Source organism: Nonomuraea sp. NPDC049655, from assembly GCF_044465465.1.
Classification (GTDB): domain Bacteria; phylum Actinomycetota; class Actinomycetes; order Streptosporangiales; family Streptosporangiaceae; genus Nonomuraea.
This window is the reverse complement of the sequence record NZ_JBITLS010000018.1, coordinates 201,213-224,374: the sequence shown is the minus strand read 5'-3', so window position 1 is coordinate 224,374 and position 23,162 is coordinate 201,213. Positions and strand designations below refer to the sequence as shown.

12 protein-coding genes are annotated in these 23,162 nt (G+C 75.7%); 5 read left to right on the top strand and 7 right to left on the bottom strand.

The window, feature by feature from the left end; genetic code table 11:
* Positions 1-93: 93 nt before the first annotated feature.
* The 4 genes from ACIBQ6_RS44560 to ACIBQ6_RS44545 form a co-directional block, all read right to left on the bottom strand.
* Positions 94-216, bottom strand: coding sequence for a hypothetical protein (locus ACIBQ6_RS44560; RefSeq protein ID WP_357978876.1), 123 nt, complete (start codon positions 214-216; stop codon positions 94-96).
* A gap of 72 nt (positions 217-288) precedes the next feature.
* Complete coding sequence (locus ACIBQ6_RS44555; RefSeq protein ID WP_397218863.1) at positions 289-3,120, bottom strand: ATP-binding protein; 2,832 nt, start codon at positions 3,118-3,120, stop codon at positions 289-291.
* A 135-nt stretch (positions 3,121-3,255) separates the two neighbouring features.
* On the bottom strand, positions 3,256-4,467 hold the full coding sequence (locus ACIBQ6_RS44550; protein ID WP_358298301.1) for a cytochrome P450: 1,212 nt from the start codon (positions 4,465-4,467) through the stop codon (positions 3,256-3,258).
* A 32-nt stretch (positions 4,468-4,499) separates the two neighbouring features.
* Complete coding sequence (locus tag ACIBQ6_RS44545) at positions 4,500-6,095, bottom strand: FAD-dependent oxidoreductase (RefSeq protein ID WP_358298299.1); 1,596 nt, start codon at positions 6,093-6,095, stop codon at positions 4,500-4,502.
* A 365-nt stretch (positions 6,096-6,460) separates the two neighbouring features.
* Here ACIBQ6_RS44545 and ACIBQ6_RS44540 point away from each other — a divergent pair, with 365 nt between their 5' ends.
* Genes ACIBQ6_RS44540 through ACIBQ6_RS44520 form a run of 5 tightly spaced genes read left to right on the top strand, consistent with a single transcriptional unit; the run spans position 6,461 to position 19,262 of the window.
* Positions 6,461-7,360, top strand: coding sequence for a DUF4132 domain-containing protein (locus ACIBQ6_RS44540; protein WP_397218862.1), 900 nt, complete (start codon positions 6,461-6,463; stop codon positions 7,358-7,360).
* A complete protein-coding gene (locus ACIBQ6_RS44535) occupies positions 7,357-12,213 on the top strand; it encodes a DNA-binding protein (protein ID WP_397218861.1) in 4,857 nt (1,618 codons plus the stop codon). Before ACIBQ6_RS44540 ends, ACIBQ6_RS44535 begins: the two co-directional genes overlap by 4 nt.
* Positions 12,214-12,247: 34 nt before the next feature.
* Positions 12,248-13,399 (top strand): AAA family ATPase, encoded by a 1,152-nt coding sequence (locus ACIBQ6_RS44530; RefSeq protein ID WP_397218860.1) that lies wholly within the window; start codon positions 12,248-12,250, stop codon positions 13,397-13,399.
* The gene (locus ACIBQ6_RS44525) at positions 13,396-17,178 is read left to right on the top strand and encodes a DUF5682 family protein (RefSeq protein ID WP_397218859.1); all 3,783 of its coding nucleotides are present in this window, start codon (positions 13,396-13,398) and stop codon (positions 17,176-17,178) included. The genes ACIBQ6_RS44530 and ACIBQ6_RS44525 overlap by 4 nt, the downstream gene beginning before the upstream one ends.
* On the top strand, positions 17,175-19,262 hold the full coding sequence (locus ACIBQ6_RS44520) for a hypothetical protein (RefSeq protein WP_397218858.1): 2,088 nt from the start codon (positions 17,175-17,177) through the stop codon (positions 19,260-19,262). Before ACIBQ6_RS44525 ends, ACIBQ6_RS44520 begins: the two co-directional genes overlap by 4 nt.
* 178 nt (positions 19,263-19,440) lie before the next feature.
* Here ACIBQ6_RS44520 and glf read toward each other — a convergent pair whose 3' ends face one another.
* The 3 genes from glf to ACIBQ6_RS44505 are packed head-to-tail and all read right to left on the bottom strand — an operon-like array spanning position 19,441 to position 23,017.
* Positions 19,441-20,589 carry a UDP-galactopyranose mutase gene (gene glf / locus ACIBQ6_RS44515; protein WP_397218857.1) on the bottom strand — a complete coding sequence of 383 codons (1,149 nt, stop codon included), beginning with the start codon at positions 20,587-20,589 and terminating at the stop codon, positions 19,441-19,443.
* Complete coding sequence (locus ACIBQ6_RS44510; RefSeq protein ID WP_358298284.1) at positions 20,586-21,224, bottom strand: hypothetical protein; 639 nt, start codon at positions 21,222-21,224, stop codon at positions 20,586-20,588. Before ACIBQ6_RS44510 ends, glf begins: the two co-directional genes overlap by 4 nt.
* Positions 21,221-23,017, bottom strand: a complete 1,797-nt coding sequence (locus ACIBQ6_RS44505) for a carbamoyltransferase (protein ID WP_397218856.1) — start codon at positions 23,015-23,017, stop codon at positions 21,221-21,223. The genes ACIBQ6_RS44510 and ACIBQ6_RS44505 overlap by 4 nt, the downstream gene beginning before the upstream one ends.
* Positions 23,018-23,162 lie beyond the last annotated feature (145 nt).

Below are 23,162 nucleotides of genomic sequence, written 5' to 3'. Positions count from 1 at the left end.
GGCTCATGGCCCGGAAGGAGGAACCGTCCGTGAGGGTGTGGACGGGGGCATGACCGTCCGGGAAGGGCGGGGTTCCGTGACCGTCCGGAAGGGTCAGACGGGTTCGAAGCCGTCCGGTGGGCGGGGGGGCTCCGGGGTCTCCTCGTGCGGGGAGGGGACGTCGGGGGCCGGGTCGTCCGGGTCCGGCCGGTCGGGGTCTTGGATGGTGTCGGACATGCCGAAAGTGTCGCGGCAGACGTATGGGGTGGGGTATGGGGTGCCCTATGGGGAAAAATCCCCATTTTGGGGTTAGTCGCTGGGGAGGAGGTGGCGGGCCAGCTCCGTCCGCGACCGCGCCCCCACCTTGCGCATGGCCGCGCTGACGTGCTTGTCCACCGTCTTCGGCGACAGGAACAGCTCCCTGGCGATCTCCTGGTTGGTCAGCCCCTCGGCCGCCAGCCGGGCCACCTGCTCCTGCCGGGCCGACAGGGCGTGGTCGTTCCCCGCCTGCGCGGGCGCGCTCTGCGCCGCCGGGCGGACGCCCCACCTGCGGCCCAGCCCGGTCGCGCGGTCGAGATCCCAGCGCGCTCCGAGCTCGGCGTACACCGCGACGGCCCGGCCGAGCCGGACGGCCGCCTCGGGGTCGTCGAGGGCGAACAGGCAGGCGGCGGCCTGCTCGCTCGCCTGCGCCGCCTCGTACCGCGCCGGGACCGTCTCGAAGGCGTCGGCGGCGGCGGTGAACTCGGCCGCGGCCCGCGCCCACTGCTCCCCGGCGGCCGCCAGCAGGCCGCGGGCCTGCGCGAGCGCGGGCCCGGCCAGCGGCGCGTCGCGCCCGGCCAGCCGGGCGGCGTGCCGCGCGACGACGTCGGCGGCCTCCTGCGGACGGCCCGCCACGAGCAGCGCCTCGGTCAGCGCGGGCAGCGCGCGGACCGCCACCGGCCACAGCTCGCTCGCCTCCCAGTGGCGGCCCGCCTCGACGGCCGCCTCGATCGCCGCCTCCGGCTCGCCCCGCGCGGCGCTCAGCCGGAGCGACATCGCCAGCGGCAGCACCAGGTCGTCGTACTGCCCCCGGGTGCGGGCCTCGGCGGCGGCGTCGAGCAACGACGGCAGCGCGGCCTCCTGACGGCCCTGCACCACGGCCAGGCAGGCGGTCACGATGTCGAGGAGGATGCGCTCGTGCGGCTCGTCGCCGAACTGGTCGCGCAGCTCCTGGAGCCTGGCCGGCAGGCCCTGCCAGGAGCCCTCGAAGTAGTCGGCCGCGGCCAGGTTCACCAGGCAGCGCAGTTCCAGCCGCTCGCGCAGGTCGGGCTCGGCGCCCTCCTCGACCGCCGCGGTCAGCAGGCGGCGGCCCCGCCGGTGGTGCCCGCTGAACAGGGCCGCGCCCCCGATGGAACGGTAGGCGTTGACCTCGCGGCGCAGCAGCCGCCGTCCGCCGGTCTCGCGCAGCAGGTCGTCGGCGAGCACGGCCCAGCGCGGGTCGCCCATCACCACGAAGATCATCGCGATCTTGCCGAGCACCAGCATCCGCATGGCCGGGTCGGCGACCGCGGGCAGGGTCGCCAGCGCCCGCTCCAGCCACGACCTGCTCTCCTCCGGCGGCAGGCCGCTGGGCGGGCGGCCGACCCCGGCCATGGCCCACGCCGCCAGCCCCGGCTCGCCGGCCAGGTCGTCGGCGGCCCGCGCGAAGGCCTCGCCGATGCGGGCGCCGTCGGTGCGGGTGCGCTCCAGGTGCAGCGCGAGCAGCAGGCGCAGGTGGCCGCGCACCGGGGGCGGCACGTCCTGCTCCAGCGCGCCGGTGACCAGGTCGGCGACCGGCGGCGGGCGCAGCAGCTCCAGCGCGGCCCAGCCCAGCTTCACCGTCAGCTCGGCCCGCCGGGCGGCGGGCAGGTCGGCGCCGCGCAGGACGTCCTCCAGCAGGCGGGCGGCCTCGGCGTCGTCACCGAGCCGGGACGCCTGCTCGGCCGCCTCGATCGCGGCCGCCACCCACTGCCCGGCCCGGCCGGCCTGGCGCAGGTGGTGGGCCAGCCGGCCCAGCGGCACTGGGCGCAGCTCGCGTACGGTGTCGGCGGCGGCTGCGTGCAGGGCCTGCCGGCGGCCGAGCGGGATCGCCTCGTATACCGCCTGCGCCGCCAGCACGTGACGGAACCCGACCAGGCCGCCGGTGTCGGCGAACAGCCCTGAGCCCAGCACATCGTCGATCGCCCCGACGTCGGGCCCCGACAGCAGCGCGACGGGCACCGGGAGCTGCAGCACGGCGGCGCGCTCGGCCACCTCCTTGGCGCCCGGGGAGAGCCGGGCCACCCGTTCCTGCACCGAGGCGCGCACGCCGCTCGGCACGTCGAGCTCCTCCAAGGCCCGCCGCGCCCAGCCGCCCTCCCACCGGATCAGCGTGCCGCGGTCGCGCAGCAGCGCCAGCAGCTCCTGCACGGCCAGCGGCAGGCCGGAGGCCCGCCCGCACAGGTGCTCGGCGAACTCGGCCGTCACCTCCTCGGCCCCGAGGATCGCCGAGGCCATCACCCGGGTCTGGGCGGCGTCGAGCGGCGGCAGCACCAGGTGCTCGGCCGTGATCGTGTCGGGGGCGCGGGCCGTGATGGCCCGCACCGCCCCGGACGCCTCCTCGCTCCGGTACGTCAGCACCACCCGCAACGTGCCCGGCAGCACGGACATCAGGTACGTCAGGAACTCGACCGTCTGCCCGTCGGCCCAGTGCAGGTCCTCCACCGCCAGGACGGCGGGGCCGAGCGCGGTCAGCACCTCGGCGAGCCCGCGGAAGACCCGGTGCCGCTCGGCCGCCCGGTCGTCCAGCGGCGGCGGCGTCTCCGGCAGCACCCCGGCCAGCTCGGGCAGCAGCTCGCGCAGCGCCCCGGCGACCGGTGACAGCGCCGCGCCGGCCAGCTCGGACGCCCGTCCGCGTAACGCCTCGACGACGGGGCCCAGCGGGAACGGCTCCCTGATCTGCACGCAGGCCCCGCTCAGCACCCGCAGGCCCGCCACCGCGGGACCGCCGAGCAGCTCGGCCGTCAGCCTGGACTTGCCGATGCCGGCCTCGCCCTCGACGACGGCCACGGCGGGCGCCCCGGCGACCAGCGCGACGAGCCGGGCGAGCTCCTTCTCCCGCCCAACCAGAACAGGAGACACCACCCGCCCAGCACGCACCCGCTCATTCAACTGCACCCGAAGTCACAGATCAACGTCACAACCCCGCGAAACGCCCGAACCGGGAGGAAGCGACGGCAGCCTCCGGCTTCCGGCTCCAGCGGGGGCGCCGTGGGCGGGTCAGGCCGGGGCGATGCCGTCGTAGTCGATCAGGAGGTGGCGGGGGCCGCGGAGCACCGGGCTGGGGCGGTACGGCGGCGGGTCGGCGACCAGCCGCGGATTGCGCACCCTGCGCACCAGCTCACCCAGCACGATCTGCGCCTCCAGCCGGGCCAGCGGCGCGCCGAAGCAGTAGTGGACGCCGCCCCCGAACCCCAGGTGCTCGTTCGGCCGGCGGCACGGGTCGAACCGGTCGGGCTCGCGCACGTGGGCCGGGTCGCGGCTGCCCGCCGCCAGCGCCAGCACGACGGGCGAGCCGGCCGGGATGGTCACGCCGCCGACCACCACGTCGTCGAGGGTGACCCGCGAGGAGACGAGCTGCACGGGCGGCTCGAAGCGCAGCAGCTCCTCGACCGTGGTGATGACCAGGTCGGGGTCGGCGCGCAGGCGTTCCAGCAGCATGGGGTCGCGCAGCACGGTGAGCATGCCGTTGGCGATGAGGTTGATCGTGGTCTCGTGCCCGGCGATGAGCAGCAGCAGGGAGGTGGCGACGACCTCCTCGGGCGTCATGCGGCCGTCCGGGCCCTCGTAGGTGACGAACCCGGACAACATGTCGTCGCCCGGCTCCCGCCGCCGCGCCTCGGCCAGCCCGGCGAGGTAGCGTTCCAGGTTCTGCGACACCGCCTGGCGCTCGCGGGCCCGCTCGGCGCGGTCCTCCTCGCCCGGACCGAGCGTCTCGACGATCTGGTCGGCCCAGGCGTGGAACTGCTGCTCGTCCTCGGCCGGCACGCCGAGCAGCCGGCAGATGACGGCGATCGGCAGCGGGTAGGCGACCTCGTCCACGACGTCGGCCCGGTTCTTGCCGGCCAGGGCGTCGATCAGCTCGGTGGTGGTGGCCAGCATCATCGGGCGCAGCCCGTCCACGACGCCCGGCGAGTGCGGCGGGCCGAAGTGGCGCATGGTCAGGCGGCGCAGCCGGTCGTGCTCGGGCGGGTCGAGCCTGATGAAGGCGGGCGCGTGCTCCGGCTCCTCCGGCGCGTTCGCCAGGTTGCGCCGGTCGGAGCTGACCCGCGGGTCGTGCAGCAGCTCGACGATCTCCCGGTACGTGCTGACGACGTACGAGCCGTCCGCCAGCCGCGTCACCGGGTTGCGGCGCAGCTCCCCGAGGAAGGGGTAGGGGTCGGCGCGGCCGGCCGGGTCGAGGATGCGCTGCATGGCGGCGTCCGAGGTCATGTCCTGCACTCCTGTCCTGAGTTCCTGCCGGGTCAGCTCTGCGGCTCGTGCCGCAGCGAGGCGCGCCGCTCGGCCGGGTCGTGGCCGGTCACCACGACCGTCGCCCCCTCGGCCGCGACCAGCCGCTCGGGCACCCGGGCCGGTACGGGCCGCGCCTCCCCCCGCATGTCCATGTGCCGGAAGGCGGGCGGGAAGGGCGTGGCCCGCTCGATCAGCCGCTGGTAGAACTCCAGCCACATGCCCTGGTCGAAGGTGACCGCGGCGGTGATCCGGCCCTTGTAGCCGTAGACGGCGACGAAGCGGCGCTCGTCCGTCGAGCCCTGGGTGACGACGAGCTCGTCGGCGAAGGTGGGCACGCCCACCGACTTGATGTTGACCCCGAACTGGCTGGACCAGAACACCGGCACCGACAGGTGCGGCCAGCGGTGGGTCTGGTCGCTGACCATGTTGTGGGCCGCGATCTCGGCCTGGGTGACGGCGTTCCCCCAGTGCTCCAGCGTCATGAACTGGTACTGGTACAGCGGGTGCGGGAAGCGGGCGATGTCGCCGGCGACGAAGACGTCGTCGGTCACCAGGCCGTTGGTGTCCACGGCGCGGCAGCCGGCGTCGCAGGCCACGCCCCACACACCGGCGGCCAGCCCCGAGTCCAGCAGCCACTCGACGTTGCGCACCGAGCCGAGCGCGACGACGGCGACCTCGGCCTCGACCGTGCTGCCGTCCGACAGATGGGCGCCGCGCAGCCGCCCCTGCCCGTCGCCCTCCAGCGCGGTGACCGTGGTGCCGCACCGCAGGTCCACGCCGTGCTCGCGGTGGAGCTGGGCGGCGACGTCGCCGATCACGCCGCCGAGGGCGTTGACGAGCGGGGCCGGGCCGCGTTCGACGACCGTCACGGGCAGGTCCAGCTCGCGGCAGACCGAGGCGATCTCGCTGCCGGTGAACCCGGCGCCCAGGATGAGCACCCGGTTGGGGCGGGCGGCCAGCGCCTCCCGCAGGCCGGCGGCGTCCCGCATCGAGCGCAGCGTGTGGACGCCCGTCAGCCGGGCCTGCTCCTCGTGCGGCCAGGGCCGGGCGCGGGTGCCGGTGGCCAGCAGCACCCGGTCGAAGCCGACCTCGCGGCCGTCGGCCAGCAGGACGCGTTTGCCGGCCACGTCCAGGCCCGTCGCCCGGGTGCCCCACAACCATTCGGCCTCGACCTCGCGCAGGTGGGGCAGCATGACGTGGTCGGGCGCGACCTGCCCCATGAGCACCTGCTTGGACAGCGGCGGCCGGTCGTACGGCTCGGCGGGCTCGTCGCCGATCACGGTCAGCGATCCGGTGAAGCCCTCCCGTCTGAGGACGCCGGCGGCCCGCGCCCCGGCCAGGGACGCGCCGACGATGACGATGCGCCCGTCGGTCATCCCGCGCGCCGGCGGGCCGGGCGGCTCGGGCGTGAGCCGGGTGGCCGTCCAGTCGAGGTGGATGGCCTGGACGGGGCAGGCCGCCGCCGCGCGCAGCACGTGCTCGCGCCGCTCGTCGCCGGGGTCGAGGTCGTACAGGAGGGACTCCTCGCGCATGGTGAAGACGTCGGGCGCGAGGAAGGCACACTGCCCGTACCCCTGGCACCGCGTCAGATCGACGACGACTTTCACCGGCCATCCCCCTGTCGAGCGAGCCGCGCGCCCGTTCCCCGGTCGGCGCGCCCGGCCCGGACTGGCCTACCCCCGCCGCCCGCGCCCGTAGCCTGCGCGCGCCGATCCTGCCCTGCTCTTTAGGCGGTACGGACGGTCCTTAGGCGGTACGGACGGTCCTTGGGCGGTACGGACGGTCTTCAGGCGGTACGCACGCGATTCACGCCGTCCCGGACGGACCCCGCTCGCCGAGGGGACCCGGCGCCGTAACCGGGCCGTCGGGCAGTCGGTAGGCATTTGTCAGTGATCGCCGATAACGTTCCGCGCAACGTGGCGGCGGGAGATCCGCGCCGCGACACATTCCCATGGCTTGACGGCATGGCTGCATGCCATGGCTGCGCGAGGAGAGGCGGCGGCAATTGGGTTGGCTGGCGGCGGGCGACGCGTACGAGGTCGCCCTGATAGAGGGCCGGGTCACGGCCAGGGCCACGTCCGGCCGCTCGGCCGGACGGCAGCTGAAGACGCTGCCGAAGGCGGTGCGCGAGCACCCCGAGGCGGACCGGCTGCGCCGCTTCGCCGAATGGCTCGACCGGCACGCCGCGTCCTGCGTGGCGCACGTGGACGCCTGGATGGTGTCCTCGCTGCCCGTGCCGACCGAGCTGATCGCCCGGGTGTGGCCGGACGAGGCGTGGCAGACGGCGCTGCGTGACATGGCGGTCGTCGGCGACGACCCCGACGAGGTGGGCTTCCTGCGCGACGCGACCTCCTCCGGCGAACTGCGCATGGTCAACCTCGACGGCGAGACCGTCAGGCTGGCCCCGCGCACGGTGACGCTGCCGCACCCGGTGCTCCTGCCCGACCTCGACGACCTGCGCGAGTTCGCCGCCGAGCTGGGCATCACGCAGAAGGTCGAGCAGATCCACCGGGCCATCTGGCGCAAGCCCGCCGACCAGGGCGAAGGGGTGCGCCAGGTGAAGGACTTCGCGGGCGGCACGTACGCCTCCCGGTTCGGCGTGGCGGCCCGCGCCACCCAGCTCGGCTACCGCGTCTCCGGCGGCTACGCCACCTGCCAGGTGCGCGACGCCGGCCGGCTCACCGAGGCAGCCGTCTGGATCGGCGAGCCCTACTGGGACAGCGAGACGTCCACGGGCGATCTCACCTGGCGCGACCAGGACGGCAGGACGCTCACGCTGCGCGAGGTCGGCCCGGTCGCCTGGTCGGAAGGCATGAGGATGGCCGCCGCGCTGCACGCCGGCCGGCAGGTCGAAGAGGGGAAGGGCGCATGACCGGGGACATCTCGCAGAACGCCGAGGCGCGGGAGCTGCTCGACGCCGGCGCGGTGCTGCCGGCCGGCACCGAGGGCGCGGGGGAGCGGGCCGTGCCGCTGGTCGCCCGCGCCTACCGGCACCCCGGCCTCGACGACCGGGTGATCGTGCGTCTGGTCACCGAGGAGCTGAGCGGCGCCGAGGACGCGGTGGGCGGCTTCCTCGGCCTGGTGCCCGAGGGCGAGGCCGCGGTGGTCGGCCTGGGCCTGCGGCGCTCGCTCGGCTTCCCCGAATGGGTGCTGGTCCACCACCCGCAGGACGGGCACCACGCCCTGGCCGTCGTGCCGGAGCTGGAGCGCGTCGCCCGTCAGGCCAGGACCAAGCCCAAGACGGCGCTCGACGCCTACCAGCGCCTGGCCGGGCAGCTCGCCGCGGCCGTCCCGCACTTCCTGCCGACCTTCTACGAGCAGGCCGCCCGCGTGTTCGCCGCGGCCGACAACGCCCAGTACGCCGGGCAGCTCTTCTCCGCCGCCCGCCGGGCCGAGGCCCAGCACGGCCTCCCCGTGGACGACGACCGCCTCGACGCGGTGTTCCTGGAGTTCGCGCTGGCCGGGGCGCTGCCGGTCAAGGCGCTGTCCGGGTACGCCAAGGAGCTGACCGCCCGCCTGCCCGCCGCGGAGGCACTGAACAGGTACGCGCGGCTGTGCGTGCGCAGGACCGCCGGCGGCCTCGCCCCCTCGGCGCAGATGGCCGCCGACATCCGCAGGCTCGCCAGAGCCGCCGGCGTGGACGCCGAGGCGGCCGAGCAGGACTACCTGGCCGAGGTGCTGGCCCTGCCGGCCGCCATGCAGGCCCCGACCGGCTGGTGGAAGTCCCACGCCCCGGCCGTCGCGGCGCTGGCCAGGCAGCGGCCGGAGCTGCGCGGCACGCTGCTGAACGTCATCCCCGACAGCCACGACCGGGAGCTGCCGGGCATCTGGCTCGACATCCTGGAGAGCGCGGGCGCGACCGCCGGCCTGCACACCGACGTGCCCGAGGCCGAACGCCCGGCCGACGGCGCCGCCGGCTGGCTGCGCAGGTTCCTCGCCGCGCGGCAGCGGGCCTGGGGCGTCGCGCCGCGCCTGCCCGCCCTCCACGCCCTGATCGAGCGCATGGCCGACCGGCTGCGCGCCGAGCTGACCGCGACCGGCGCGACGATCGCGGTCGACGACGAAGCCGACCTGATCGACCTGCTGCTGGCCCTCGGCATCCCGCTGGCCGACCCCGGCGACGGCGCCCGGCTCCGGCTGACGCACTGGGCGGAGCACGACGACCGGCGCGACCTGCTCGCCCTGGCCGCCGACGGCCGCTTCCACACCGCCTTCCGGCACGGCGCCGACCACCTCGACGCCGACGACGTGGGCAGGGCCACCGTCCGCGCCCTGGCCGCCTCGCCGGGCGGGCGTCCGCTGCTGGCCGAGTGGGTACGCCTGGTCGCCCGCCGTTCGGCCGCCGCCGGCCTGCCCAACCTGCCCGACGCCCTGCGCCGCCTGTCCTGGCTGCCCGGCGAGGCCCTGGCCCTGGCCGAGGACGCGGTGCGCCAGGCGGTGACCGACGCCGACGTGGCCGGGGTGCTGGCCCGCGCCCTGCGGTCCGGCGTGATCGACGAGCTGGGCTGGCCCGCCTTCGAGCAGGCCGCCACCCAGCTCGTGCCGGAGAAGGACATCGACGACCTCGTCGTCTGCGACGCCTGGCCCAACCTGGTCGTCGCGGGCACCGCGCAGGCCCGGGTGCTCTCGGCCGACGGCGTCCTGCTCACCCACGACCTGCGCGTCCCCAGGGACGACACCTGGAGCGATCCCGGCTTCCACTACGTGGACGGCGAGCTGCTCGTCTACTGGGACTCCCGCGACCGCGCCAACGGCCTGCGCGGCTACTGGCACACCTCCGCCGACCGGGTGCGCGACCTGGACGGGAAGGACCGGAGCCGGGGCACGCGGCTGGACTACTACCAGGGCGACGACCCGGTCAGCCTGGCCGTGCCCGGCGGCGGCCGGACCACCGGGTACGGCGTGCTGCACGCCGGTGACACGGCCGTCCCCGACGAGCGGCACCTGCTCACCGACGGCACGTCCTTCTGGACGTGGACCTGGTCGGAGCACGACACCGGCTGGTACGAGTTCGACCCCGCCGGCGGCGGCGTCGGCAGGAAGTCGCTGCCCGGCTTCCTCGCCGGCACCCCGTACGTCCGGCCCGCCGAGGGCTGGCTGCTGCCCGCCCCCTCCGACGAGCCCACCCCGGTCGGCGCCCCCGTGGACGGCCTGTACGGCCTGCGCGTGGTCAGGCTGCCCGACGGCTCCCACCGCGCCGAGGACCTGTCCGGGATCTCGGTGACGCTGCCGCCGGACGCCGGCGTGCCGGTGCGCGTGCTGACCTTCCCGGGCGCGGAGCGGGCCTGCGCCGTCGTCCGCGGCAGCTACCGGATCAGCCTCGTGGACGCCGACGGCGTCGTCCTGGCCGAGTACCGGACCGACGCCAAGCCGGGCGCGTTCGGCGCGGGCACGCCCATCCTGCCGCCCGAGCGCTACTGGTACTGCCTGCGCCCCCGCGACCTCGAAGGCTCGGCGGCGCTGCGCCGCGCGGACCGCGAGACCGCCGCGGCCCTGCTCGAAGCGGCCACGCCCCAGGGCGCCGACCTGGCGGCGGCCGTCCGCGCGCTGCTGCCGGGCATCACCCACGAGGCGCTGGTCAAGGGCGTGGCCGGGATCGTCGGCTTCGCCGCCACCCAGCAGGACGCGGTGCGCACCGTCGTGGCCAACCTCAACCGCGCGCTGGCCGGCGACCCGGCCGCCGAGCGGGGCCCGTCCGGGCCCGCCGACCACCTGCTGGACGAGGCGCTCAACGGCCTCGGCGACGGCCGCGGCTACCACCGCCACAACGCCGACGCCGCCTTCCAGCAGATCCGCGCGGTGGGCGGGGCCGTGACCGCCGGGCAGGACCGCCCGCAGGTGGCCAACCACCTCCGCCTGCCCGGACTGCCGGCCTCCGGCCTGCGGTGGGAGCGCCTGCTCGACCACTGCGCCGCCGTGGCGTACCGGTGCGCGGCGCCGACCACCCCGGCCGAGCACCGGGACGCGCTGGGCGTCCTGCTCGGCGAGCTGCGCGACGGCGGCCTGCCGGTCGCGTCCGGCTCCTCCCGCTGGCGCCGCATGACGGTGACGCTCAGGCGCGAGCACATGGTGGCCGTGGACGGCACCCCGGCGGACGGCTCGCTCTCGGGCGTGCTGCCGCTGGGCGGCGGCGCGTTCGTCGTCTTCCTCGACCTGCGCGAGACGGACGTCGACGGGCTCGAATGGACGGCGCTGTGCCACGACCCCGCCGGGGTGTTCGAGGTGCCCGCGCCCTACACGGTCCGCGACACCTCGCCCGTCGGCGGGGACCGGGAGGCGAGTTGGCTCGCGGCGTTCCTCACCGAGCTGGCCGCGCGCGGCCCGGCGCCCTGGCACGACGCCGCCGCCGAGGAGTTCGCCCGGCTCACCGGGGTCTCCCGGACCGCCGCGCGGCTGGTCGTGGCCGGGTTCCCGCAGGTGGACACCTACGAGCGGACCTACCTCGACAAGGAGGCCCGCGCGACGATCGGCGTGAAGGTGGCCGAGGCCGCCGTCGCCAAGGACGAGCTGCGCGCCCTCGGCGCCGGCGTGCGGCGGGCCGTCACAGCGGCGCTGCTGCCCGCCGACCCGGCCCGCCTGTGGACCGACGGCCCCGACGCGGCCGCCGCCGCGCGGGTGTGGAACGAGCGCGTCGGGCAGCGGCTCGCCCTCCCCGAATGGCTGCTCGGCGAGGCCGCCCGCGCGCTGCGCACCGTCGAGGGCGACCCGGCGCCCGCCCTGCGCGCTGTGCTCGACCCCGCCGCCGCTCCCGAGCTGAGCGTGGACCTGGAGTGGGAGGTGCGCGGCGACCGCGTCCACCCCGTCGGCCAGGGCACCGGGTTCGGCGGGCGGTCGCTGGTCACGGCCGTCGCCACGGCCGCCTGGCTGGCCCACCGGCTGCCGGCCGGGGATCCGCTGCGCGCCGGGCTGCCCGCCGCGCTGTCGGCGGTCCGCGACCGGCTCGCCCACCCCGGGCTGCTGATCGACCTCGACGAGTACGTCGGCCTGCCCGCGTTCAAGAAGGTCGCGGGCACGCCGACCGAGGTCGGCGACGGCTACGAGCGGTACGGCGCGGTCGTCATGGCCACCTACGACAGCCAGCCCTCGCCCGCGCTCCGCCCGCACCTGCTCGACGCGGCCGGCGAGGACCCCTACCTGCGGGCCCTGATCGGGCTCAACGGCTCGTTCCCCGCCGTGTCCGCGCTGCGCACCGCCCTCGACCCGCGCTTCGCGGCGCTGCTGGCCGACCCCGGCGACCCCGCCCAGGGCGACCGGGACGCCGACGGGACCTGGTGGCCGCAGGACCCCACCCGCTCGGTGCCCGACCTGGTGGTGGACGTCGCCAAGGCGCACGGCCTCGGCGAGGACGCCGCCGCCGTCTACCTGATGCTGCTGGCCATGCCCGACCCCACCGACCGCAACACCGCCCGGTGGACCGGCTGGAAGCCGGCCCGGCTCAAGGCCGCGCGGGCCGAGCTGGCCCGCACCGACCTGGTCGTCCAGGCCGTGCGCGCCCGCGCCGGACGCTCGTTGTTCCTGACCGGCGGCTGGTCGGAGGAGCGCACGCCGCGGCTCCCGCTGGAGCAGTGGAAGCTCCCGATGTTCAGCCCGAACGCGGGCCTCGGCGGCCTCCTCGTGCCCGGCGAACCCGTGGCCGACCTGTACGCCAGGGCCTGGCGGCGCGTCCAGGACGGCGACGTGCCCCGGTTCGAGCAGCTCGACGTCAAACGCGGCCGCCGCCGCTGACCCTGTCATCACCACACGAAGGACACGAAACCCCATGACCCTCACCGACGAGGCGACCCCCGCCACGCAGGTGGTCTCCGCCGAGCAGCGGTACGCCACCGAACTGGCCTTCCTCGCCGCCCACGACGACGGCCCCCGCCCGCCCGGCTGGCTGCTGACGCCGCGCGCCGTCGTGACCTTCATCTGCGGCAGCGGCGAGGAGACCCTCTCCCTGCCCGCCCGGGACGGCCTGCCGTCCAAGCTCAAGGTGGCGCCCAAGTTCGTCGGCGAACGCGCGCTGGTCGAGCGCTGCGTCGTGACGCTGGCCGGCGAGCGCGGCCTGCTGCTGGTCGGCGAGCCCGGCACGGCCAAGTCGATGTTGTCGGAGCTGCTGGCCGCGGCGGTCTGCGGCACCAGCGCGCTCACCGTCCAGGGCACCGCCGGCACCACCGAGGACGCCTTCCGCTACGGCTGGAACTACGCGCTGCTGCTGGCCCAGGGGCCGAGCCGGGGCGCGCTGGTGGACTCCCCGGTGCTGACCGCCATGCGATCGGGGCGGGTGGCCAGGGTCGAGGAAATCACCCGCTGCCTGCCCGAGGTGCAGGACGCGCTGGTGTCCATCCTGTCCGACCGGCGGGTCAGCGTCCCCGAGCTGGCCGGGACCGACGACGCGCAGGTGGCCGCCGTCCCCGGGTTCACGGTGATCGCCACGGCCAACCTCCGCGACCGCGGCGTGTCGGAGATGTCGGCCGCGCTCAAGCGGCGCTTCAACTTCGAGACGGTCGATCCCATCTCCGACGCCGCGGCCGAGACGTCCCTGGTGCGGCGGCAGGCCACGGCGGTCGTCCAGCGCGCCGGCGCCGGGTTCGCCGTGGACGACGCGGTGCTGGAGGTGCTGGTCACGGTCTTCCGCGACCTGCGCACCGGACGGTCCGGCGAGGGCTGGGACGTCGAGCGGCCGGGCACCGTGATGTCGACCGCCGAGGCGGTGCAGGTGGCGGCCTCGCTCGGCGTCGCGGCCGCGTACCTGCCGGGCGGCGACGTCCTCGACCTGGTGCCCGGCCACCTGCTGGGCGTCGTGCGCAAGGACGACCCCGCCGACCACGGACGGCTGCTCGGCTACTGGGACGGGCCGGTGCGGCGGCGCGCCGAGGACGGCTCGGCCATGTGGCGCCGCCTCTGGGACCTGCGGGAGAACCTCCGTTGACGCCCCACACCCCGGCCGCCCCGGCCGCACCGGCCGCGCCGCTCGACCTGGCCGCGTCCCTCGACCCGGCGGATCCGCGGGTGGTGGTGGCCGGGCTGGCCGCCGCGACCCGGCCGTACCTTGTGGGGGTGCGGCACCACAGTCCGGCCCTGGCCGTCGTGCTGCCCGAGCTGCTGGAGGCGGCCGACCCGGAGACGGTGTGCGTCGAGCTGCCCGCCGACTTCCAGCAGTGGCTGCCCCACCTCGCCGACCCGGCCACCATCGCCCCGGTCGCCCTGGCCGGGAACGGCGCGGACGGGCTCGGCTTCTACCCGTTCGCCGACTTCTCCCCTGAGCTGGTGGCGATCCGGTGGGCGGTCAAGCGCGGCGTGGAGGTGCTGTGCTGCGACCTCCCGCTCTCGGACCCGGGCCGGCAGGCCGCCGGGCCTGAGGCCGCCGAGGGCCGGCAGGCCGCCGGGCCTGAGGCTGAAGCCGCCGGCGGGCCGCGCTTCGCCGACGCGCTGACCGCCGCGGGCACCGGGCGGGTGGGCGACGACATGTGGGACCGGGCCGTCGAGGTCCTGGCGCCGGGCTGCGAGCCGGAGGCCGTCCGCCGGGCCGCGCTCGGCGTGGGCTGGGCGCTGCGGCGCGACGCGGCAGCGGGCGGCGGCGTCCAGGCCAGGGACCTGGCGCGGGAGGCGTACATGCGCCGCGTGGTGTCCGCCGCCGCGGCCGGTGGACGCCGGGTCGCCGCGGTCGTGGGCGCCTTCCACGCCCCCGCCCTGCTCACCACCGACGAGACCCCCGCCTCCGCCTCCGCCCCCGCCTCCGCCCCCTCCGACTCCGCTCCCACCGCCTCCGCCGGGTCCGTGCCCGCCGGGTCCGCGCCCGTCGGGTCCGCGCCCGATGGAGTGCGGGCCGTCACCTCGCTGGTCCCGTACGCCTTCGATCTGCTCGACTCCCGGTCGGGCTACCCGGCCGGGATCCGCGACCCGCGCTGGCAGCAGGCGGTGTTCGAGGCGGACGGCGTACCGGACCGGGTCAGGGACGGCGCCGCCCGCGCGATCACCGACCTGTGCAGGGAGCTGCGGGCCGCCGGGCACACGGCGGGCACCGGCGAGGCCGTCGAGACGCTGCGCCTGGCGTGCGACCTCGCCCGCCTGCGCGGCCTGCCCGCCCCCGGCCGCGGCGAGCTGCTGGAGGCGGTGACGACCGTCCTCGGCCAGGGCGAACCCCTGGGCCGCGGACGCGCGCTGGCCAAGGCGCTCGACACGGTGCTCGTCGGGACGGCCAGGGGCCGCACCGCCCCCGGCACCCCCCGCTCAGGGCTCGGGCCCGCCGTCGAGGAGGAGCTGGCCGCGCTCAGGCTGCCCTGCCCGGACGACCCCGACCCGCGCGAGGTGCGCCTCGACCCGCTCCGCTCCGACCTGGACGCGCGCCGGGAGGTGCTGCTGCGCCGGCTGCACGTGTGCGGCATCGGCTACGGCGAGCCGATCCAGGTCGCGGGCACCGGCGACGCCGGCGCGCTCACCACCAAATGGCGCCTGTCCTGGACGCCCGCCGCCCCCGCGCTGCTCGACCTGGCCGGCGTCCGGGGCGTGACCCCGGCGCAGGCCGCGGCGGGCACCTTGCGGGAGACCTACCGGCGCGAGTCCGCGGACGGCGGCCCCACCTGCCGCACCATCCTCGACGGGCTGCGCGCCGCCGCCCGCTGCGACCTGCCGGAGCTGGTCGGGCAGCGGCTGGCCGACGCCGCCGGCACGCTGCCCGCCACGGCCACCCTCCCCGAGCTGCTCGACGCCCTCGACCTGCTGGAGGCGCTGCGCCGCGAGCACCTTCCCGGCACCACGCCGGAAGGACGCGAGCAGGCGGGCGAGCTGGCCGTCACGCTGCTGGAGGCCGCGGTCCGGTCGCTGCCCGGACTCGCCGGCAGCGACCGGCCCGAGGACGCGGTCGCGCTGGTCGCGCTCGCCACGCGGGCCGGGGAGGACCGGCTGGGCCTGCGGCTGGACGACGCGCTGGGCGCGCTCGCGAGCACCGGGGCGCCGCTCGTCCAGGGGGCCGCGCTGGCCGCCCGCGTGCTGCTCGACCTGGACGGCCCCGAGCTCCTGGGCGCGCGGGCCGCCGGCTGGATCGACACCGCCACCACCCCGGACGGCCGCCGCCGGCTGAGCCTGCTGCTGACCGGCGTGCTCACGGCCGCCGGACCGCTGCTCCAGGCGGCGCCCGCCGCGCTCGGCCCGCTGATGGACCGGGTGGACGAGCTGGCGGACAAGGAGTTCCTCGACCGGCTGCCCGCCCTGCGCGGTGGGTTCGACACGCTCGCCCCGGCGGCCCGCGGCCGGCTGCTGGCGGCGGTGTCCGAGCGGCTCGGGGACCGTCCGGACCTGACGCTGGACGCGCCGCCCGACCTGCTGGCCACCTGGACCGCCGCCGACCTGGCCGGCCTGACGGCCCTGCACACCCTCGGCCTCCTCACCCCGCACGACGTCCCGGCCTCGCAGGGCGCCCCGGCCTCGCAGGGCGCCCCGGCCTCGCAGGGCGCCCCGGCCTCGCAGGGCGTCCCGGCCGCGCAGGGCGGTCCGGTCCCGCCGGTGGAGGGCGGGGAACCGGTGCCTCTGGTGTCCACGCGCCAGGCGGAGGGCGGGGAACCGGTGTCCGGGCGGCGGGTGGAGGGCGGGACGCGGATCGGCCCCGCCGACCGGTGGCGGTTGCTGCTCGGGCGGGAGCGCGAACGGCTGCCCGCCGGCGCCCGCCCGTACGCCCGCGCCCTGGACGAGCTCTACGGCGCCGGCCGCGGCGAGGGCGCCGACGACTTCGGGCAGCAGGGCGACACCGGAGGCCAGGGCGACCCGTTCCCCACGGCCCGCGAATGGGCCGACGAGCTGGAGTCCCTGTTCGGCGGCGACGTACGCGAGGAAGTGCTGGCCAGGGCCGCCGACGCCGGACGGCACGACGTGCTCGCCGAGCTGGACCCCGCCGCCGTGCGGCCGTCCGTCGAGCTGCTGACGTCCGTGCTGTCGCTGGCCGGCGGGCTGCCCGAGCAGCAGGTCGCCAAGCTCAGGCCGCTCGTCCGCCGCCTGGTCGCCGAGCTGACCCGCGAGCTGGCGACCCGGCTGAGACCCGCGCTGACCGGCCTGGCCAACCCGCGTCCGACCAGAAGGCCCGGCGGCCGGCTCGACCTGCCGCGCACGCTGCGCGCCAACCTGGCCCACACCCGCCGTCTCGACGACGGGCGGCTCGTGGTGGTGCCGGAACGGCCGGTGTTCAGCACGCGGGCCAGGAAGGAGGCCGACTGGCGGCTGATCCTCGTGGTCGACGTGTCGGGGTCGATGGAGGCGTCGGTCGTGTGGTCCGCGCTGACAGCGGCCGTCCTCGCGGGCGTGCCGACGCTCTCGACGCACTTCCTGACGTTCTCCACCCAGGTGATCGACCTGACCGACCGGGTGGAGGACCCGCTGTCCCTGCTGCTCGAAGTGCGGGTCGGTGGCGGCACGCACATCGCCGCCGGGCTCGCGCACGCCCGGACGCTGGTCACCGTGCCGAGCCGTACGCTCGTGGTCGTCGTCAGCGACTTCGAGGAGGGCTACCCGGTGGGCGGCCTGCTCGCGGAGGTGCGCTCGCTGGCCGGGTCCGGCGTCCACCTGATGGGCTGCGCGGCGCTCGACGACCAGGGCGTGCCCCGTTACTCGCTGCCCATCGCCCAGCAGCTCGTCGCGGCCGGCATGCCGGTCGCCGCGCTCAGCCCGCTCGCCCTCGCCCGCTGGGTGGGGGACCGCCTCCGGGGAGAAGTCCGGTGAACACCTCTGCAACGCTCCCGCCTGCCGCGCCGCACGTGGTGGCCGCCGCCGTCGACGGCCTGACCAGCAGGTTGCGCAAGAAGCTGGACGCGGCCGTCGACCAGTACGCCGCCCTCGACCGGGTGGCCGACGGCATCGACGTGGTGGTCACGTGCGGCGAGGACGCGGTGGTCACGCTGTCGCCGGGGCCGTCGGGGGTGATCGCGGAGGAGGGGCAGGCCCGCTGCTCCTGCCTCCTCGCCCCCCGCTGCCTCCACCGCGCCGCCCTCCTCACCGCCTGCCCCCTGGCCGACCCGGCCGACACCCTGCCCCTGGACGTGGAGACGGACACATCCCCTTCCCCTTCCGGGCAACCGGACACGCCCTCCACCGACGGACGTCCCGCCCAGCCGGCCACCGAACCCGGCCGGCGACCGGACACCGACCAGGCGGGTGCCGAGCCGGCGCCCGGCCCAGGAGCCGGCCAGGCGGGTGGCGACTCCGGGTCGGGTCCACGGTCCGGGCAGGCGGATGCCGCGTCCGGGTCGGGCTCAGGGGAGGCGGTCGTTCCGGCTGCGCCCGGGGCGGCGCAGGTGGCGGCGGCCGCGGGGTTGTGGCGGGCGGCGGCCGCCGTGCTGTCGGCGGGTGTGCCGGGCGCGGGCGCGGTGCCGCAGGCTGAGCTGCTCAGAGCCGCCCACACCGCCCGCCTGGCCGGGCTGCCCAGGGCCGAGGCCGCCACGCTGCGGGTGGTGCGCGGGCTGCGCGCCGCCCGTGCCCGCTACGACAGCCACCGCCTCGCCGACCTGGTCTCCGCCCTGCGGGAGCTGCTGCTCACCGTGGGCCGGCTGGCCGCGTCCGATCCCGACCCGGCGCTGGTCGGCACCGTACGGCGCGGCTACCGTCCGAACGGCGGCCTGAAGGTGTACGGCGTCTTCCGCGAGCCCGTGATCAGCAGCACCGGCTACGGCGGGGTGGTCACCCACCTCCTCACCGAGGACGGACGCTGGTTCTCGGTGGCCGACGTCAAGCCCGGCGGCCCGGCCCGTGCCCGTGGCGCGGCGACCGCGACCGTCGCCATCGGGGCGGCCATGATGAGCCACGCGCAACTGGCCCGCGGCGGACTGCTGATCGCCGGGGCCACCGTCTCCCCGGACGGCCGCCTCGGCGCGGGCAAGGGCGTACGGGCCACCCCGGTCGCCGGCCTGGCCTGGACGGACGGGCCGCTCGGCGCGCTGTTCGCCCGGCCGCTGTCCGAAGCGGTGGGGGCCCGGCTGTCGGCGGGGGCGTGGAGCGAGGAGGAGTCCGCCGAGCAGGTACGGGAGCCGGTCGGCTGCGACCTGGTGATCGTCGGCGCGGCGGGCGACCACGTCCTGGCCCGCCACCTCCCACCCACCGCCCCGCCACAACCGGCCGAAGCCGAGGGAACGGCGGAAGCCGGGGGGGCGGCGGTCGGCGGTGAGGGGCCGGTGGTCCGGCTGGTTCCGGCGAACCGTCATCCCGAGCTCGCGTACGTCGAGAACCTGCGGCGGCTCGCCTCGCGCCCCGGCCTGCGGGTGCGCGTGGTGGCCAGGGTCGAGCCCGGCCGGGCGGCGACGCTCGTCCCGCTCGCCGTGGGGCCGGTCGCGGGGGAGGAGGTGACGCTCAGGCTGCCCCCCGAGTGGCAGGGCCGGGCCGACCTCGGCTACGACCGCCTCCAGGGCTCGCACCTGCCACCCGCCGACGCCTGCCCCCCACCCGCCGACGCCAGCCCCTCGCCCGGCCGGGACGCGTACGCCGAGGTGGACCCGCTGGACGGCGCGCCGCTGTGGCGGGTGCGCCGGCTGGTCGAGCTGGCGGTCTCCGGCGGACGCAGGGCGGTCGCCGAGTCCGCGCGCGGCGGCGACGCCCGCGGGCAGGCCGCGTCCCTGCGCCGCGCCGGGTTCCGCACGGCCGCCGACCTGGCCGTCGCGCTCGCCGACGAGGCCGACCGGCGTGAACGTGACGTGTTCGGCAGGCTGGCCGAGGCCGAACCGGACGGGTACGCGCGGGCCTGGCTCGCGGCGGCGACCCATCTGGCCGCCACCGAACGCGCCCTCGTCCGCACCTCCTGGCAGGCCACCCCCTGAAACCCGGCGACCGGGCCGCCCGCCCCACGGGCGGCCCGCTCCCCGGGGCAGGCGAAAGGGTGCGGTGGGGGCGAGAAGGCAGCCGCGCGCGACGACGGCCCCGGCCCCGATAGCTGGCCGCCCTCCCAGGAGGTGTGGGGGGAGACGGCCCCAAGCCCGGGTGCGGGAGGGGGCCGTCCTATTCGGAGGTGTGGGGGGTGAAGCGGGGGCGGAGGCGGTTTTCGTACAGGGTGAGGGCGGCGGCGATGGCCATGTGCATGTCGAGGTACTGGTAGGTGCCCAGGCGTCCGCCGAACCAGACGTCCCGCTCGCCCTTGGTCAGGTCGCGGTACCGGCGCAGCCGGGCGCGGTCCTGCGGCGTGTTGATCGGGTAGTACGGCTCGTCGGCCCGGCCGGCGAAGCGCGAGTACTCCCGCATGATCACGGTGGCGTCGGACGGGTACCAGGTGCGTTCGGGATGCAGGTGGCGGAACTCGTGGACGCGCGTCCACGGCAGGTCCTCGTCGGCGTAGTTGATCACCGACGTGCCCTGGAAATCGCCGGTCGGCAGCACGGACGTCTCGAAGTCGAGCGTCCGCCAGCCCAGCTCGCCCTCGGCGTAGCCGAAGTAGCGGTCCAGCGGCCCGGTGTAGACGACGGGCACCGCGCCGGCCAGGCTCTCCCGCAGGTCGAAGAAGTCGGCGCCGAGCCGGATCTCGATGTTGGGATGGTCGGCCATGCGTTCCAGCCAGGCGGCGTACCCGTCGGTGGGCAGGCCCTGGTAGAGGTCGTCGAAGTAGCGCCCGTCGAAGGTGTAGCGCACCGGCAGCCGGCCGATGATCTCGGCGGGCAGCTCGGCCGGGGCCGTCTGCCACTGCTTGGCGGTGTAGCCCCGGATGAACGCCTCGTACAGCGGCCGGCCGATCAGCGAGATCGCCTTCTCCTCCAGGTTGCCGGCGCTGGTCACCTCGGCGGCCTGCCGGGCGACCAGGTCGCGGGCCTCGTCGGGGCTGAGGTGGCGGCCGAAGAAGGCGCAGATCGTGCCCAGGTTGATGGGCATCGGGTAGACCTGCCCCTTGTGCACTGAATAGACCCGGTGTTCGTACGGCGTGAACGACGTGAACCTCTGGGCGTACTCCCACACGCGCGCGTTGGACGTGTGGAACAGGTGCGACCCGTACCGGTGGACCTCGATGCCGGTCTGCGGCTCGCGCTCGCTGTAGGAGTTGCCGCCGACGTGGTCCCTGCGCTCCAGCACCAGCACGCGCATCCCCAGCTCGGACGCGCACCGCTCGGCCACGGTCAGCCCGAACAGACCGGAGCCGACGACGACTAAGTCGGCGTTCATGCGGCCGCGGGGACGAGCCGGTCAAGCCAGCGCCGCACGGGCAGCGCCAGCACGACCCCGGCCAGGGCGAGGTGGACGAGGAAGAAGATCACTGCCACGGCGACGCTCGGCGGCCCGCCGACGAACACCGCGATGTGCGAGGCCCACGTCAGCGTGCCGGGCCGGCCCTGCGGCCAGTCGCCGAGCAGCCACATCGACAGGTCGTTCAGCCCGGAGATCACCACCAGGACACTGGCGAGCCCGACCTTCAGCACGCGGTCGGAGCGCGCCCCGCCCAGCCGGTAGGCGAACAGCACGGCCAGCACGGTGAAGGAGTTCATGAAGAGCATGAACTGGTAGAGCTCGGGGAAGGCGGCCTTCTGGTCGGCGGACTCGGCGTAGGAGAAGATGTGCAGCACGTTGACCGTGTCGAGCACGCCCATGTACCCCACGACCAGCGCGCACATCAGCGCCATGCCCAGCCCCGGACGCCGGGGGAACCCGGCCACGGCCAGCACCGCGAACACCAGCGGGCTGACCTTCCACAGCGCTTCGAGCGGGTTGTCCAGAGTACGGTCGGGCGGCAGGATCACCATGATCAGGGTGGCCGCCCCGGCGCCCAGAACGGCGGGCGCCAGCCACAGCCAACGCCTCAACGAACGTCCTTCTCGGTGAAGAACGGTCCCAGGGCCAGGGCGTCCATGTCGGTCTTGAGGTAGCAGCGCACGGCGTCCTCGGGGGTGCACACGATGGGCTCCTCGTTGTCGTTGAACGAGGTGTTGACCACCATGGGCACGCCGGTCAGCTCCGCGAAGCGGGAGATCATCGCGTGGTAGCGCGGGTTGTCGGCCGCCGAGACCGTCTGGACGCGGGCGGTGCCGTCCTCGTGCGTGATCGCCGGCACCTTGTCCCGCTGGTGCTCCAGCACGTCGAACACGAGCAGCATCACGGGCGAGGGGTAGCCGCTGGCGAAGTACTCGCCGGCGTGCTCGGCCAGGCAGGAGGGCGCGAAGGGGCGGAACGGCTCGCGGTGCTTGACCTTCTCGTTGAGCCGGTCCTTGGCGTCGGCGCGGCGCGGGTCGGCCAGGATCGAGCGGTTGCCGAGCGCGCGCGGCCCGCACTCCATGCGGCCCTGGAACCAGCCGACGATCTTGCCGTCGGCCAGCGCCTGTGCCGTCGTGTCGTTGATGTCGTCGGTGCGCCGGTAGTCGAGGCCGGCGTCCTGGAGCGCCCGCTCCATCTCCTCCTCGCCGAACTGCGGGCCGAGGAAGATGTACTCCTCGTCGCGCGGGCGCCGCATGCCGTACTTCTCCACGCCCAGCAGCAGCGCCGCACCCAGCGCCGAGCCGTCGTCGGCGGCGGCGGGCTGGGCGAAGAAGTCCTCGAACGGCGTCTCCAGCAGGATGCGGCCGTTCATGACGCTGTTCAGCGCGACGCCGCCGGCGGTGACCAGGCGGGTCTGCCCGGTCTTGGCCTGCAGCCAGCGCGCCACGTGCAGGCCGGTGCGCTCCAGCGTGGCCTGCAGCGCGTACGCGACGTCGGCGTAGTGCTGGTTGGGGATGGCGCGCTCGCGCGGCCTGGCCGGGCCGAAGCGCTCCAGGAACTTGGCCGACATCTGGTGCTTGCCGGTGGCGTGGTGCCGGAACCAGCTCAGGTCCAGCTCGAAGTGGCCGTCGGGGCCCAGGCGGACCAGGTCGGCGAAGTCGTCCACGTAGCGGTCGGTGCCGTACGCGGCCAGGCCCATGACCTTGCCCTCGTCCCGGGTCGGGTTGAAGCCGAGGTAGCCGGTGACGCCGGCGTACATGGCGCCCAGCGAGTGCGGGAACTTGACCCGGCGGATGTCGTGGATCCGGCCGCCCTTGCCCAGCCCGAGGTAGGTGGAGGTGCCGTCGCTGCCGATGCCGTCCCAGGTGATGATCGCCGACTCCTGGTACGGCGAGATGAAGAAGGCGCTGGCGGCGTGGGCGCGGTGGTGGTCCATCAGGTGGACCTTGAACTTCGTCCGGCCCCGGAAGTTCTGCGACTCGCGCAGGATCTTCTCCAGGGTGAACCCGCGCCGCAGGTGCAGCAGCAGCGCGCCGCCCACGTTGTAGTCGTCCGGGTGGGCCTGGCCCTTCTGGTCGGACAGCGTCTCCAGCAGGCCGCTGGCCTTGTCGCCGTAGTCGCCGGCGTCGTTGCGGAAGACGGCCAGCGTGTGGGGCAGGTGCCGGGCGAAGTGGCCGAGCGCGTGCAACGTCTCGCGGGGCGCCTGCCAGTAGTAGGCGACGTGGTCGACGTCGGCCAGCGTGATGCCGGCCTCCTCCAGGCAGTAGCGCACGGCCTGCGCGGGAAACCGGCCGTCGTGCTTGACCCTGGTGAACCGCTCCTCCTCGGCGAAGGCCACGATCTTCCCGTCGGCCACCAGGGCCGCCGCCGAGTCGTGGACCTGGCTGATGCCGAGCACAAACATGAATGCCCCCTGACAATGCGCATGACCCAGCGGCCCCGCGTCGGAGATCTTCCTAACAAACCGGCCGTAAAGAAATCAATACCTAGCTTTTGTCTGACACGTATGGATATATTCCGCAACCGGGGTCGTAGCCGGGTGGGAATGC